The following is a 12,755-nucleotide window of genomic DNA, read 5'->3' as shown; positions in this document are numbered from 1 at the left end:
CACCCGGCGACACGCCGGGAACGGACGAAGCCATATGCTGCACTGCATGACGAGTGAGCCGGAACAGCAGATCGGAGTGGGAACGCAGGACGCGTTCCAGCGCCTGTGGACGCCCCACCGGATGGCCTACATCCAGGGCGAGAACAAGCCGACCGGTCCGGGGGCCGACGACGGCTGCCCGTTCTGCTCCATCCCGGCCAAGTCGGACGAGGACGGCCTGATCATCCGGCGCGGGGAGCATGTGTACGCGGTGCTCAACCTCTACCCGTACAACGGCGGCCACCTCATGGTCGTCCCGTACCGGCACGTCGCCGACTACACGGACCTCACCCTCCCGGAGACGGCCGAGCTGGCCGAACTGACCAAGCAGGCCATGACCGCCCTGCGCACCGCTTCCGGCGCGCACGGCTTCAACATCGGCATGAACCAGGGCACGGTCGCCGGCGCGGGCATCGCGGCGCACCTGCACCAGCACATCGTGCCCCGTTGGGGCGGCGACACGAACTTCATGCCGGTGGTGGGCCACACGAAGGTGCTGCCGCAGCTCCTGGCCGACACGAGGAAGATGCTGGCGGAGGCCTGGCCCAGCGTGTGAGGCCGCCTCACTGTCTGCCGGGTGCCTGATCGCCGACGGGTGCGGGTCAGCTGTGGCTGATCGCGCAGTTCCCCGCGCCCCTGAAAAGCCTGGGGCTACGCCCCCAGGCTTTTCATCTGAAGGCCGGGCCGCAGGCCCAAGCCTTCAGGGGCGCGGGGAACTGCGCGAGCAACCACACACCACCCGCACCCGCCAACGAACAGGCACCCCCGAGCGATTAGGCGCCCCGCCCAAGCCGGCGCAGCGCTCACGCGTCGTAGACGTCCGCCTTACGCGGCGTAGGATCCTGCACCGCCCCGCTGAGGAACGCCGAGCGGGAGCCGAACTTCTCCGTGTCCACGCCGTTCTCCGCCAGCACCTTGATCGCGGCGTTGTGGACGACCCGCAGGACCGGTGTCGCGGCGCGCAGCGCGTCGTCGGCCATGAACCGGTGCCGCCACGGCTGGTCCGCCCAGGCGTGCCGCAGACCGAACGGCTCCGGCAGGCCGATGGAGCCGCCGAGCCAGTTGAGCAGCGGCGGGTACCAGGTCAGCGGGGCGCGCGCGGTGAGCCGTACGACCTCGTCGGCGTCGACGAGGGGGAGCTTGACCTTGCGGGTCTCCCAGAACCTGACCGACTTCTGGACTTCCTTCTCCTTGGCCGCGGGACCCGTCGTGAACAGTCCGTGCACCGGACCCAGGGCGTGCCCGGTCACCTCGATGCGGAGCGTCTGGTGCAGGACGGTGACCGTCACCAGCATGGTGATGATCAACTGTCCGTCCCAGAGCGTCCATTGCACACCCAGGTAGTGCCGGTTGCCGCTGCCGAAGTGCTGCTTGTTGCAGATCTCCTGTATGGCGTGCGTCTTGTACTGGTACGCCTCCACGTCGGTGCCGTCGGGCCGTGCCACGGCGGCGGCGCCCTCACCGATGGGGCTGACGATCCAGTGCTTGATGGAAGGGGCCGTGAAACCACCCGTGTTGAGGGGGGTGCGCTCCAGCATCCGCAGCTGGTCGTGGATGGCCCGTATGACGTCCCAGCTGCGGAACGGGTGGATCTCCTTGCCGGACTCGGCGGGCACCAGGTCCTCGGCGAGCTGCCAGCTGCCCCAGCGGGTGCCCATGCCCAGGATGCCCTTGGGGCCGGCGTAGAAGACGAGGTTGGAGCGCTGCTCGGCGCTGAGCCGGGCGAGTTCCTTGCGCAGCTGCTCCGCCTTGGTCTCGCCGGGGCTGCCGGGCACCGCCTCGGGGACCTTGGCGCCGATACCGCCGCCGGACAGCAGACCGGACCAGCGGTCCCGCAGGTCCTGGGCGGTGCGTTCGCAGATCTGCTTGGCCCAGAACCAGCCGACGACCGGCAGCACCACGCACGCGCGGGCGTACCAGGCCCAGAACCCGTCGAACGGCATCCTGAGCAGGAAGATCACGGCGAGGGCGCCCACGGCGACGAGCAGGGTGGTGCCGAGGGCACCGGCCCGCTTGTCCTCACGCTTGGAGATCGTCGTGCGGATCTGGAAGACCAGCAGCCACAGCAGCAGGCCGGGCAGGAAGAGCAGGCCGCACAGGACCATCACCGCCGAGAGCCAGTTGTCGCGCTCCCGGCGGATGTTGGTCGCCGCCAGGCAGTGCTCGACGACGACCTGCGGCTCCATGCCGAAGGACTGGATGAGCGGTTTGCGGCCCGCGCCGACCATCCGGTCCCGCACCGCGAGGGAGAACGCCTCCCCGAGGTTCGGCCGGAAGATCGTGGCCCACTTGCGGCCCGGTTTCACCGAGGACTTGTGCCACTCGTTGTTGGCCTTGAGGATCTCGTCGACCTCGTTGTCCCGGTAGGCCGCGGACGCCAGGGCGTACGTCGCCGCCGTCTGTCCCGCGGTGCCTGTCAGCGGGACCTGTGCCCCGGGAGTGAAATCGAATTCGTCCGCCACCGCCGCCCCCATCGCCGCACACTCGCTCCTGCGGCTCTTCCCGACTTCCGTGCTCCGCACACCTGTTGATCAGGTCATCACCCGATCCGGAGCTGATCAAGCCACACTTGTCGATCAGGTGATCAGCGTATCCGTAGCCACGGACATCGCGCGGCGCGAAGAACGGACATTCACGGAACCCACCTGGCCCTGCCCTCCCGCGCGGGCGGACGGAGCCCCGGCATCCGTCGGCGGGCGGCCGCAGCCGCCCGCCGACAGGCCGGCAGTCCCTTCCGTCGAACCCGAACCGTCAGTTCGCCCTCAGTTCTCCTTCGCCCGTTCGCGAAGCCGCTCGGCCACCTGGGGCGGCATCGGCTCGTGCCGGGTGTAGCGGCGGCCGAAACGCGCGGTGCCGTGGGAGAGCGAGCGCAGATCGACGGCGTACCGGTCGATCTCGATCTCGGGGACCTCGGCGCGCACCAGGGTGCGTCCGCCGCCCGCCTGCTCCGTGCCCACGACCCGGCCGCGCCGTCCCGACAGGTCGCTCATGACCGGGCCCACGTACTCGTCGCCGACCAGCACCGACACCTCGGCCACCGGCTCCAGCAGATGGATCTTCGCGTCGGAGGCCGCCTCGCGCAGCGCCAGCGCGCCCGCCGTCTGGAACGCGGCGTCGGAGGAGTCCACCGAGTGCGCCTTGCCGTCCCGCAGCGTGATCCGCACGTCGATGAGCGGATAGCCGGCCGCGACCCCCTTGGCGGCCTGCGCCCGTACGCCCTTCTCGACGGACGGGATGAACTGCCGGGGCACCGCCCCGCCGACCACCTTGTCCACGAACTCGATGCCCGAGCCGCCGGGCAGCGGCTCCACGTCGATCTCGCAGATGGCGTACTGCCCGTGCCCGCCGGACTGCTTCACATGGCGGCCCCGCCCGGCCGACTTGCCGGCGAACGTCTCCCGCAGGGAGACCCTGTGCGGGACGACGTCGACCTGGACGCCGTACCGGCTGCGCAGCCGCTCCAGCGCCACGTCGGCGTGCGCCTCGCCCAGGCACCAGAGCACCACCTGATGGGTGTCCGGGTTCTGTTCGAGCCGCATCGTCGGGTCCTCGGCGACCAGCCGGGAGAGGCCCTGGGAGAGCTTGTCCTCGTCGGCCTTGCTGTGTGCCTGGATCGCGAGCGGCAGCAGCGGGTCGGGCATCTCCCACGGCTCCATGAGCAGCGGGTCGTCCTTCGACGACAGGGTGTCGCCGGTCTCCGCGCGGTTCAGCTTCGCCACACACGCCAGGTCGCCCGCGATGCAGTGCGTGAGCGTCCGCTGCTGCTTGCCGAAGGGTGCCGACAGGGCGCCGATCCGCTCGTCGACGTCGTGGTCCTCGTGTCCGCGGTCGGCGAGCCCGTGCCCCGAGACATGCACCGTCTCGTCGGGGTGCAGCGTCCCGGAGAAGACCCGCACCAGCGAGATACGGCCCACATAGGGGTCGCTGGCCGTCTTCACGACCTCGGCGACCAGGGGGCCGTCCGGATCGCAGGCCGCACCGATCTCCCGCGGCGCGCCCTCCGGCGTCGTGACCGACGGGGCCTCGCGCTCCAGAGGCGTGGGGAAGCCGCCGGTGATCAGCTCCAGCAGCTCGACGGTGCCGATGCCCTGCCGGGCGCCGTCGGCGGCGGGCGCCGCCGCCAGCACGGGGTGGAAGACACCGCGGGCGACGGCCCGTTCCAGATCGTCGATGAGCGTCTTGAGGTCGATCTCCTCCCCGCCGAGGTAGCGGTCCATGAGGGTCTCGTCCTCGCTCTCCGAGATGATCCCCTCGATCAGCCGGTTGCGGGCCTCCTCGATGTCCGGCAGTTGCTCGGGGCCCGGCTCGGACTCCTTGCGCTCCCCGGACGCGTAGTCGAACAGCTTCTGCGACAGCAGGCCGATCAGCCCGGTCACGGGCGCGTGCCCGTCCGGGTTCTGCGGGCCGTGCAGGGGCAGGTAGAGCGGCAGCACGGCGTCGGGGTCGTCCCCGCCGAACGTCTCCGCGCAGATCCGCGTCATCTCCTCGAAGTCCGCCCGCGCGGCCTCCAGATGCGTGATCACGATCGCCCGCGGCATGCCGACCGCCGCGCACTCCTCCCACACCGTGCGGGTCGAGCCGTCGACGCCGTCGGAGGCCGAGACGACGAAGAGGGCCGCGTCCGCCGCTCGCAGACCGGCCCTGAGTTCCCCGACGAAGTCGGCGTATCCGGGGGTGTCCAGAAGATTGACCTTGTACCCGCCCCATTCCACGGGTACCAGGGAGAGCTGCACCGAGCGTTGCTGCCGGTGCTCGATCTCGTCGTAGTCGGAGACGGTGCCGCCGTCCTCCACACGGCCCGCCCGGTTCACGGCTCCCGCGGTCAGCGCGAGAGCCTCCACCAGAGTCGTCTTGCCCGATCCGGAGTGGCCGACCAGCACCACATTCCGTACGGACGCGGGGTGGTCGGCCGCCGTAGCCCTGCCGGCGGCCCCGGGGTGTGCGTTCGCCTTGTCGCCCATGGTCCTGCCTCCCGTGCACGGTGAGGTCACTGTGGGCGCGGACACGCGAGGGCCGCGTGCGGTGGCGGCTCCGGCGACGCCCGCGGTCCTTCGAGCTTTCCACTCCCGTCACGGTGCGTCCATACGACGGACGTGATCCCTCCTCCCGAGCAGGTGGGGCGCGGTGACGGTCGGCCGCGCCCCCGCCGCGCCACCGGTGCGTTCAGGACAGGACACGGCAGGCCGATGCCCGACGGCCACCCGCGCACGCCCGTGGCTACGATGGGCCAGCCGACGGCCAGCAGGGGCCGCCCGGCGACACCGACCCTCGGGAAGGCCATGCTGAACAAGTACGCGCGTGCATTCTTCACGCGTGTCCTCACACCGTTCGCCGCGTTTCTGATCCGCAGGGGCGTCAGCCCCGACACGGTCACGCTCCTCGGCACCGCCGGAGTGATCGCGGGCGCGCTGGTCTTCTACCCCCGGGGCGAGTTCTTCTGGGGCACCGTCGTCATCACGCTGTTCGTGTTCTCGGACCTCGTCGACGGCAACATGGCCCGCCAGATGGGCCGTTCCAGCCGCTGGGGCGCCTTCCTCGACTCCACGCTCGACCGCGTCGCCGACGGCGCGATCTTCGGCGGTTTCGCCCTGTGGTACGCGGGCGGCGGCAACGACAACGTGCTGTGCGCGGTGTCGATCTTCTGCCTGGCCAGCGGCCAGGTCGTGTCGTACACCAAGGCGCGCGGCGAGTCGATCGGTCTGCCGGTGGCGGTCAACGGCCTCGTGGAGCGCGCCGAGCGCCTGGTGATCTCGCTGGTCGCCGCCGGTCTCTCGGGGCTCCACACATTCGGCGTGCCCGGCATCGAGGTCCTGCTGCCGATCGCCCTGTGGATCGTCGCCGTCGGCAGCCTCGTCACGCTGATCCAGCGCGTGGTCACCGTGCGTCGTGAGTCCGCCGAGGCGGAGGCCGCGGCCGCGGCGGACACGGCTCCGGGGGACTCCGCGCGCAACAGCGAGGCGACCTCGTGAGCGGTTTGCAGGAGCGCCTCACCGACGGGCTGTACGGCCTCGGCTGGGGCACCGTGAAGAAGCTGCCGGAACCCGTCGCCGTCCGCCTCGGCACCACGATCGCCGACACCACCTGGAAGCGGCGCGGCCCGCTCGTCCGCCGCCTGGAGTCCAACTACGCGCGCGTGGTGCCGGACGCGAGCCCCGAGCGGCTCGCCGAGCTGTCCCGCGCGGGCATGCGGTCGTATCTGCGCTACTGGATGGAGTCCTTCCGGCTCCCCGCCTGGAGCGAGCAGCGGATAAGGACCGGCTTCGCCCCCGAGGACCTCCACCATCTGACCGACGGCTTCGCCGGCGGCCAGGGCGTCATCCTCGCCCTGCCCCACCTCGCCAACTGGGACCTCGCCGGCGCCTGGGTGACCACCGAGCTGAAGACGCCGTTCACGACGGTCGCCGAACGCCTCAAGCCCGAATCCCTGTACGACCGCTTCGTCGCCTACCGCGAGGGGCTCGGCATGGAGGTCCTGCCGCACAACGGCGGCACCGCCTTCGGCACGCTGGCCCGGCGGCTGCGCGACGGCGGCCTGGTCTGCCTGGTCGCCGACCGCGACCTGTCCGCCTCGGGCGTCGAGGTCGACTTCTTCGGCGAACCGACCCGGATGCCCGCCGGACCGGCCCTCCTCGCCCAGCAGACCGGCGCCCTGCTCCTGCCGGTCACGCTCTGGTACGACGACTCGCCCGTCATGCAGGGACGGGTCCATCCCCCGATCGAGGTACCCCAGTCAGGTACCCGCGCCGAGAAGACGTCTGTCATGACACAGGCGCTGGCCGATGCCTTCGCCACCGGCATCGCCGACCACCCGGAGGACTGGCACATGCTCCAGCGCTTGTGGCTCGCGGACCTCGATCCCGCGAAGGATCCTGGGAGGACCTCCAAGGAGTCCTCCGAGGACCCCGAGAAGGGACGCCCGTGAGGATCGGCATCGTCTGTCCCTACTCCTGGGACGTACCCGGGGGAGTCCAGTTCCACATCCGCGACCTGGCCGACCATCTCATCCGCCTCGGCCACGAGGTGTCCGTCCTGGCCCCCGCCGACGACGACACGCCCCTGCCGCCGTACGTGGTCTCCGCGGGCCGCGCGGTCCCGGTTCCCTACAACGGCTCGGTGGCCCGCCTGAACTTCGGGTTCCTGTCGGCGGCCCGGGTGCGGCGCTGGCTGCACGAGGGCACGTTCGACGTGATCCACATCCATGAGCCGGCCTCACCGTCGCTCGGTCTGCTCGCCTGCTGGGCGGCCCAGGGTCCGATCGTCGCCACGTTCCACACCTCCAACCCGCGGTCGCGGGCGATGATCGCCGCGTACCCGATCCTCCAGCCCGCGCTGGAGAAGATCAGCGCGCGCATCGCGGTGAGCGAGTACGCCCGCCGCACCCTCGTCGAACACCTCGGCGGCGACGCGGTCGTCATCCCGAACGGCGTCGACGTCGACTTCTTCGCCCGCGCCAAGCCCGAGCCCGACTGGCAGGGTGACACGCTCGGCTTCATCGGCCGTATCGACGAGCCCCGCAAGGGCCTGCCCGTCCTGATGAAGGCGCTGCCGAGGATCCTCGCCGAGCGTCCGCAGACCAGGCTGCTGGTCGCCGGGCGCGGGGACGAGGAGGAGGCCGTGGCCTCGCTGCCCGAGGAGCTGCGTGCGCGCGTGGAGTTCCTCGGCATGGTCAGCGACGAGGACAAGGCACGTTTCCTGCGCAGTGTCGATGTGTACGTCGCCCCCAACACCGGCGGCGAGAGCTTCGGCATCATCCTCGTCGAGGCCATGTCGGCGGGCGCCCCGGTGCTCGCCTCCGACCTCGACGCGTTCGCCCAGGTCCTCGACCAGGGCGCCGCGGGTGAGCTGTTCGCCAACGAGGACGCCGACGCGCTCGCCACCGCCGCCGTACGCCTCCTCGCCGACCCCGCCCGCCGCGCCGAGCTCCGCGAACGGGGCAGCGCCCACGTCCGCCGCTTCGACTGGTCGACGGTCGGCGCGGACATCCTCGGCGTCTACGAGACGGTCACCGAGGGCGCGGCGTCGGTGGCGGCGGACGAACGGATCGGCCTGCGGGCCCGGCTGGGTCTGGCCAGGGACTGAGAAGGGCCGGGCTCCGGCACGCCGGCCGGGCGGGAGCAGGGGCCGTGCCGCCCCGGTGGGCAACCCCCGGGCGGCGGTGCGGGCCGGGTGCCGTGAAGGCCGGGCCTCGGGTGGGTCCGGCGGTCGCGCCCGGCACCGGTAGCCTTGCGGCCCGTGACTTCGACACTCATCTGGATCGCGGTCGTCCTCTTCGCGATCGGCCTCTACCTGAGCTGGACGGCGGGGCGCCTCGACCGTCTGCACGCGCGGATCGACGCCGCCCGTGCCGCGCTCGACGCGCAGCTGCTGCGCCGTGCCTCGGTCGCCCAGGAGCTGGCCACCTCCGGGGTGCTGGACCCGGCCGCCTCCATCGTGCTCTACGAGGCGGCGCACGCCGCGCGGCAGGCCGAGGAGGAGCAGCGCGAGGTCGCCGAGAGCGAGCTGAGCCAGGCGCTGCGTGCCGTGTTCGGCGAGGCGCAGCAGGTGGAGGCGGTACGGGAGGCGCCCGGGGGAGAGGACGCCGCGAACGAGCTGGCCCAGGCCGTCCGCCGGGTCCCCATGGCCCGCCGCTTCCACAACGACGCCGTGCGCGCGGCCCGCGCCCTGCGCCGCCACCGCAAGGTCCGCTGGTTCCGTCTCGCCGGCCACGCGCCCTTCCCGCTGGCCTTCGAGATGGACGACGAGCCCCCGGCCGCCCTGGCCGACCGACCGACCACCTGACGACGCGGCGCGGGGGCGGTGACGGGGGCCGAGGCCAAGCCAAGGGGCCGCAAACCTGCTGGTCAGAGGCGCGGTACGCCACCGGGCGAACAGCGGGACCAGCCGCACCAGTCGCACATCCCGGCCGCCCCGAGCGGCTCCGCGAACCCCAGCCCTGGCGGACTCCCGGTGGAAAACGATCCACCGCCTCCCCATTGGCCCTTGCAGTGGCCTGTGCCCCTCCCGTTTCCTCGGTGATTGCAGAAACCCTCTTCCACCGAGCGAGGTCGAACCCGTGTCCAGCTTGCCCAACTCCGCCGCCCAGACCCCCGAGACCGGCACCGCCCGCGTGAAGCGCGGCATGGCCGAGCAGCTCAAGGGCGGTGTGATCATGGACGTCGTCACCCCGGAGCAGGCGAAGATCGCCGAGGACGCGGGCGCGGTCGCGGTCATGGCCCTGGAGCGGGTCCCGGCCGATATCCGCAAGGACGGCGGCGTCGCCCGGATGTCCGACCCGGACATGATCGAGGGCATCATCGAGGCCGTCTCGATCCCGGTCATGGCCAAGTCCCGCATCGGCCACTTCGTCGAGGCCCAGGTCCTCCAGTCCCTCGGCGTCGACTACATCGACGAGTCCGAGGTCCTCACCCCGGCCGACGAGGTCAACCACTCCGACAAGTGGGCCTTCACCACCCCCTTCGTCTGCGGCGCCACCAACCTCGGCGAGGCCCTGCGCCGTATCGCCGAGGGCGCGGCCATGATCCGCTCCAAGGGCGAGGCCGGCACCGGCAACGTCGTCGAGGCCGTCCGCCACCTGCGCCAGATCAAGAACGAGATCGCCAAGCTGCGCGGCTTCGACAACAACGAGCTGTACGCCGCCGCCAAGGAGCTGCGCGCCCCGTACGAGCTGGTCAAGGAGGTCGCCGAGCTGGGCAAGCTCCCGGTCGTCCTCTTCTCCGCCGGTGGTGTCGCCACCCCCGCCGACGCCGCACTGATGCGCCAGCTGGGCGCCGAGGGCGTCTTCGTCGGCTCCGGCATCTTCAAGTCCGGCGACCCGGCCAAGCGCGCCGCCGCCATCGTGAAGGCCACCACCTTCTACGACGACCCGAAGATCATCGCGGACGCCTCCCGCAACCTGGGCGAGGCCATGGTCGGCATCAACTGCGACACCCTCCCCGAGGCCGAGCGCTACGCGAACCGGGGCTGGTAAGCACCCATGAGCAACACCCCCGTCATAGGCGTCCTGGCTCTCCAGGGTGACGTACGGGAGCACCTCATCGCCCTGGCCGCGGCGGACGCCGTGGCCAGGCCGGTGCGGCGCCCCGAGGAACTCGCCGAGGTGGACGGTCTCGTCATCCCCGGCGGCGAGTCCACCACCATCTCCAAACTGGCCGTCCTCTTCGGCCTCATGGAGCCCCTGCGCACACGTGTCCGCTCCGGACTGCCCGTGTACGGCACCTGCGCCGGCCTGATCATGCTCGCCGACAAGATCCTCGACCCGCGCTCGGGCCAGGAGACCATCGGCGGCATCGACATGATCGTGCGCCGCAACGCCTTCGGGCGTCAGAACGAGTCCTTCGAGGCGGCGGTCGACGTCAAGGGTGTCGAGGGCGATCCCGTGGAGGGCGTCTTCATCCGCGCCCCCTGGGTCGAGTCCGTGGGCGCCGAGACCGAGGTGCTCGCCGAGCACGAGGGCCACATCGTCGCCGTACGCCAGGGCAACGCCCTCGCCACGTCGTTCCACCCGGAGCTGACCGGCGACCACCGGCTGCACGCGCTGTTCGTCGACATGGTGCGCGCGAACCAGGTGGCGGAGTCCTTGTAGGATCTCTGGGGTTCGTTGCAGAGATGGGTTACGCGAAGGAGACAGGCAGATGTCCGGCCACTCTAAATGGGCTACGACGAAGCACAAGAAGGCCGTGATCGACGCCAAGCGCGGCAAGCTCTTCGCGAAGCTCATCAAGAACATCGAGGTCGCGGCCCGGATGGGCGGCGTCGACGTCGAGGGCAACCCGACTCTCTACGACGCCATCCAGAAGGCGAAGAAGCAGTCGGTCCCGAACAAGAACATCGACTCCGCGGTCAAGCGCGGCGGCGGTCTCGAGGCCGGTGGCGCCGACTACGAGACGATCATGTACGAGGGCTACGGTCCGAACGGTGTCGCGGTGCTCATCGAGTGCCTCACCGACAACCGCAACCGCGCCGCCTCCGACGTCCGCGTCGCCATGACCCGCAACGGCGGCTCGATGGCCGACCCGGGTTCCGTGTCGTACCTCTTCAACCGCAAGGGCGTCGTGATCGTCCCCAAGGGCGAGCTGTCCGAGGACGACGTCCTGGAGGTCGTGCTCGACGCGGGCGCCGAGGAGGTCAACGACCTGGGTGAGTCCTTCGAGGTGCTCAGCGAGGCCACCGACCTGGTCGCGGTCCGCACCTCCCTCCAGGACGCCGGGATCGACTACGACTCCGCCGAGGCCAACTTCGTCCCGACCATGCAGGTCGAGCTGGACGAGGAGGGCGCCAAGAAGATCTTCAAGCTGATCGACGCCCTCGAGGACAGCGACGACGTCCAGAACGTCTTCGCCAACTTCGACGTCAGCGACGACGTGATGGCCAAGGTCGACGCGTAGCGCTGCCGCGAACCGAGCGGATCGGGCGGGCCGGTGGGACACACCCACCGGCCCGCCGCCGTTGTCGGTGGCAGCAGATAGCCTGCACAAACTGGGGGCACCTCCCAGCGGTAGCTGGGGGAGATCGAGTGGGAGGGGGCGTGGTGCGTGTACTCGGGGTGGACCCCGGACTGACGCGGTGCGGTGTCGGTGTGGTCGAGGGCGTCGCCGGACGGCCGCTCACCATGCTCGGCGTCGGTGTCGTCCGTACGCCCTCGGATGCCGAGTTGGGCCACCGCCTCGTCGCGATCGAGCAGGGCATCGAGCAGTGGCTCGACGAGCACCGCCCCGAATTCGTCGCAGTGGAGCGGGTGTTCAGCCAGCACAACGTCCGCACGGTCATGGGCACCGCCCAGGCCAGCGCCGTCGCCATGCTGTGCGCGGCCCGCCGCGGCATCCCGGTCGCCCTGCACACCCCCAGCGAGGTCAAGGCCGCCGTCACCGGCAGCGGCCGCGCCGACAAGGCCCAGGTCGGTGCCATGGTCACCCGTCTGCTGCGGCTCGACGCGCCCCCGAAGCCGGCGGACGCCGCCGACGCCCTCGCCCTCGCCATCTGCCACATCTGGCGGGCCCCCGCTCAGAACCGCCTCCAGCAGGCCGTGGCCCTGCACGCATCGAAAGGCCGTACGTCATGATCGCCTTCGTCAGCGGCCCGGTCGCCGCCCTGGCTCCGGACTCCGCGGTGGTCGAGGTCGGTGGGATCGGCATCGCGGTCCAGTGCACGCCGAACACGTTGTCCGGGCTCCGCACGGGTCAGCCGGCCAAGCTCGCCACCTCCCTGGTCGTCCGTGAGGACTCCCTCACGCTGTACGGCTTCGTCGACGACGACGAGCGCCAGGTCTTCGAACTGCTCCAGACCGCGAGCGGCGTCGGCCCCCGCCTCGCCCAGGCGATGCTGGCCGTGCACACCCCCGACGCCCTGCGCCGGGCCGTGTCGACCGGCGACGAGAAGGCGCTGATCGCCGTCCCCGGCATCGGCAAGAAGGGCGCCCAGAAGCTGCTGTTGGAACTGAAGGACCGCCTCGGCGAACCGATCGGCGCCCCCGCGATCGGCGCCCCGGTCACCCAGGGCTGGCGCGACCAGCTGCACGCGGCCCTGATCGGCCTCGGCTACGCGACCCGTGAGGCCGACGAGGCCGTGTCGGCCGTCGCCCCCCAGGCCGAGGCCGCCGAAGGCACGCCCCAGGTGGGCCAGTTGCTCAAGGCCGCCCTCCAGACTCTGAACAGAGCCCGCTGACCGCCCTGTTGCGCGACCGCCCTGTTGAAGCGCCCGTACATCACTGGACGGGCCGC

The 12,755-nt window shown here is 71.1% G+C and carries 12 protein-coding genes; 10 read left to right on the top strand and 2 right to left on the bottom strand.

Annotation, left to right across the window (positions count from 1 at the left end; genetic code table 11):
• Positions 1–34 precede the first annotated feature (34 nt).
• Positions 35–595 carry an HIT family protein gene (locus SMA5143A_RS09725; RefSeq protein WP_107462488.1) on the top strand — a complete coding sequence of 187 codons (561 nt, stop codon included), beginning with the start codon at positions 35–37 and terminating at the stop codon, positions 593–595.
• A gap of 247 nt (positions 596–842) precedes the next feature.
• Here SMA5143A_RS09725 and SMA5143A_RS09720 read toward each other — a convergent pair whose 3' ends face one another.
• Together SMA5143A_RS09720 and SMA5143A_RS09715 are read right to left on the bottom strand one after the other, a co-directional pair.
• Positions 843–2,513, bottom strand: coding sequence for a hypothetical protein (locus SMA5143A_RS09720; RefSeq protein ID WP_107462487.1), 1,671 nt, complete (start codon positions 2,511–2,513; stop codon positions 843–845).
• Positions 2,514–2,801: 288 nt separating this feature from the next.
• Positions 2,802–5,000, bottom strand: a complete 2,199-nt coding sequence (locus tag SMA5143A_RS09715; RefSeq protein WP_107462486.1) for an elongation factor G-like protein EF-G2 — start codon at positions 4,998–5,000, stop codon at positions 2,802–2,804.
• Between the two features lie 261 nt (positions 5,001–5,261).
• Here SMA5143A_RS09715 and pgsA point away from each other — a divergent pair, with 261 nt between their 5' ends.
• The 9 genes from pgsA (at position 5,262) to ruvA (ending at position 12,699) form a co-directional block, all read left to right on the top strand.
• A complete protein-coding gene (gene pgsA, locus SMA5143A_RS09710; protein ID WP_107462506.1) occupies positions 5,262–6,008 on the top strand; it encodes a phosphatidylinositol phosphate synthase in 747 nt (248 codons plus the stop codon).
• Entirely contained in the window at positions 6,005–6,961 is a 957-nt protein-coding gene (locus SMA5143A_RS09705; RefSeq protein WP_107462485.1) for a phosphatidylinositol mannoside acyltransferase, read from the top strand. Before pgsA ends, SMA5143A_RS09705 begins: the two co-directional genes overlap by 4 nt.
• Complete coding sequence (locus tag SMA5143A_RS09700) at positions 6,958–8,118, top strand: glycosyltransferase family 4 protein (protein WP_107462484.1); 1,161 nt, start codon at positions 6,958–6,960, stop codon at positions 8,116–8,118. Before SMA5143A_RS09705 ends, SMA5143A_RS09700 begins: the two co-directional genes overlap by 4 nt.
• 153 nt (positions 8,119–8,271) lie before the next feature.
• Entirely contained in the window at positions 8,272–8,817 is a 546-nt protein-coding gene (locus tag SMA5143A_RS09695; RefSeq protein WP_055521858.1) for a hypothetical protein, read from the top strand.
• 283 nt (positions 8,818–9,100) lie between these two features.
• Positions 9,101–10,006, top strand: coding sequence for a pyridoxal 5'-phosphate synthase lyase subunit PdxS (pdxS, locus tag SMA5143A_RS09690; protein WP_272170223.1), 906 nt, complete (start codon positions 9,101–9,103; stop codon positions 10,004–10,006).
• A 6-nt stretch (positions 10,007–10,012) separates the two neighbouring features.
• On the top strand, positions 10,013–10,621 hold the full coding sequence (pdxT, locus tag SMA5143A_RS09685) for a pyridoxal 5'-phosphate synthase glutaminase subunit PdxT (RefSeq protein WP_107462483.1): 609 nt from the start codon (positions 10,013–10,015) through the stop codon (positions 10,619–10,621).
• Between the two features lie 49 nt (positions 10,622–10,670).
• Entirely contained in the window at positions 10,671–11,423 is a 753-nt protein-coding gene (locus tag SMA5143A_RS09680) for a YebC/PmpR family DNA-binding transcriptional regulator (RefSeq protein WP_107462482.1), read from the top strand.
• Between the two features lie 143 nt (positions 11,424–11,566).
• On the top strand, positions 11,567–12,097 hold the full coding sequence (gene ruvC, locus SMA5143A_RS09675) for a crossover junction endodeoxyribonuclease RuvC (protein WP_107462505.1): 531 nt from the start codon (positions 11,567–11,569) through the stop codon (positions 12,095–12,097).
• On the top strand, positions 12,094–12,699 hold the full coding sequence (gene ruvA, locus SMA5143A_RS09670; protein WP_107462481.1) for a Holliday junction branch migration protein RuvA: 606 nt from the start codon (positions 12,094–12,096) through the stop codon (positions 12,697–12,699). Before ruvC ends, ruvA begins: the two co-directional genes overlap by 4 nt.
• The last annotated feature ends 56 nt before the right edge of the window (positions 12,700–12,755 follow it).

Source organism: Streptomyces sp. MA5143a, assembly GCF_900290235.1.
GTDB lineage: Bacteria > Actinomycetota > Actinomycetes > Streptomycetales > Streptomycetaceae > Streptomyces.
This window is presented reverse-complemented; position numbering and strand designations above follow the sequence as displayed.

Excerpts from the sequence above, each read along its gene's own strand:
- pgsA (WP_107462506.1), top strand. The coding sequence starts at position 5,262 with ATGGGCCAGCCGACGGCCAGCAGGGGCCGCCCGGCGACACCGACCCTC.
- ruvA (WP_107462481.1), top strand. The coding sequence starts at position 12,094 with ATGATCGCCTTCGTCAGCGGCCCGGTCGCCGCCCTGGCTCCGGACTCC.
- SMA5143A_RS09715 (WP_107462486.1), bottom strand. The coding sequence starts at position 5,000 with ATGGGCGACAAGGCGAACGCACACCCCGGGGCCGCCGGCAGGGCTACG.
- SMA5143A_RS09680 (WP_107462482.1), top strand. The coding sequence starts at position 10,671 with ATGTCCGGCCACTCTAAATGGGCTACGACGAAGCACAAGAAGGCCGTG.
- pdxT (WP_107462483.1), top strand. The coding sequence starts at position 10,013 with ATGAGCAACACCCCCGTCATAGGCGTCCTGGCTCTCCAGGGTGACGTA.
- SMA5143A_RS09720 (WP_107462487.1), bottom strand. The coding sequence starts at position 2,513 with ATGGGGGCGGCGGTGGCGGACGAATTCGATTTCACTCCCGGGGCACAG.
- SMA5143A_RS09725 (WP_107462488.1), top strand. The coding sequence starts at position 35 with ATGCTGCACTGCATGACGAGTGAGCCGGAACAGCAGATCGGAGTGGGA.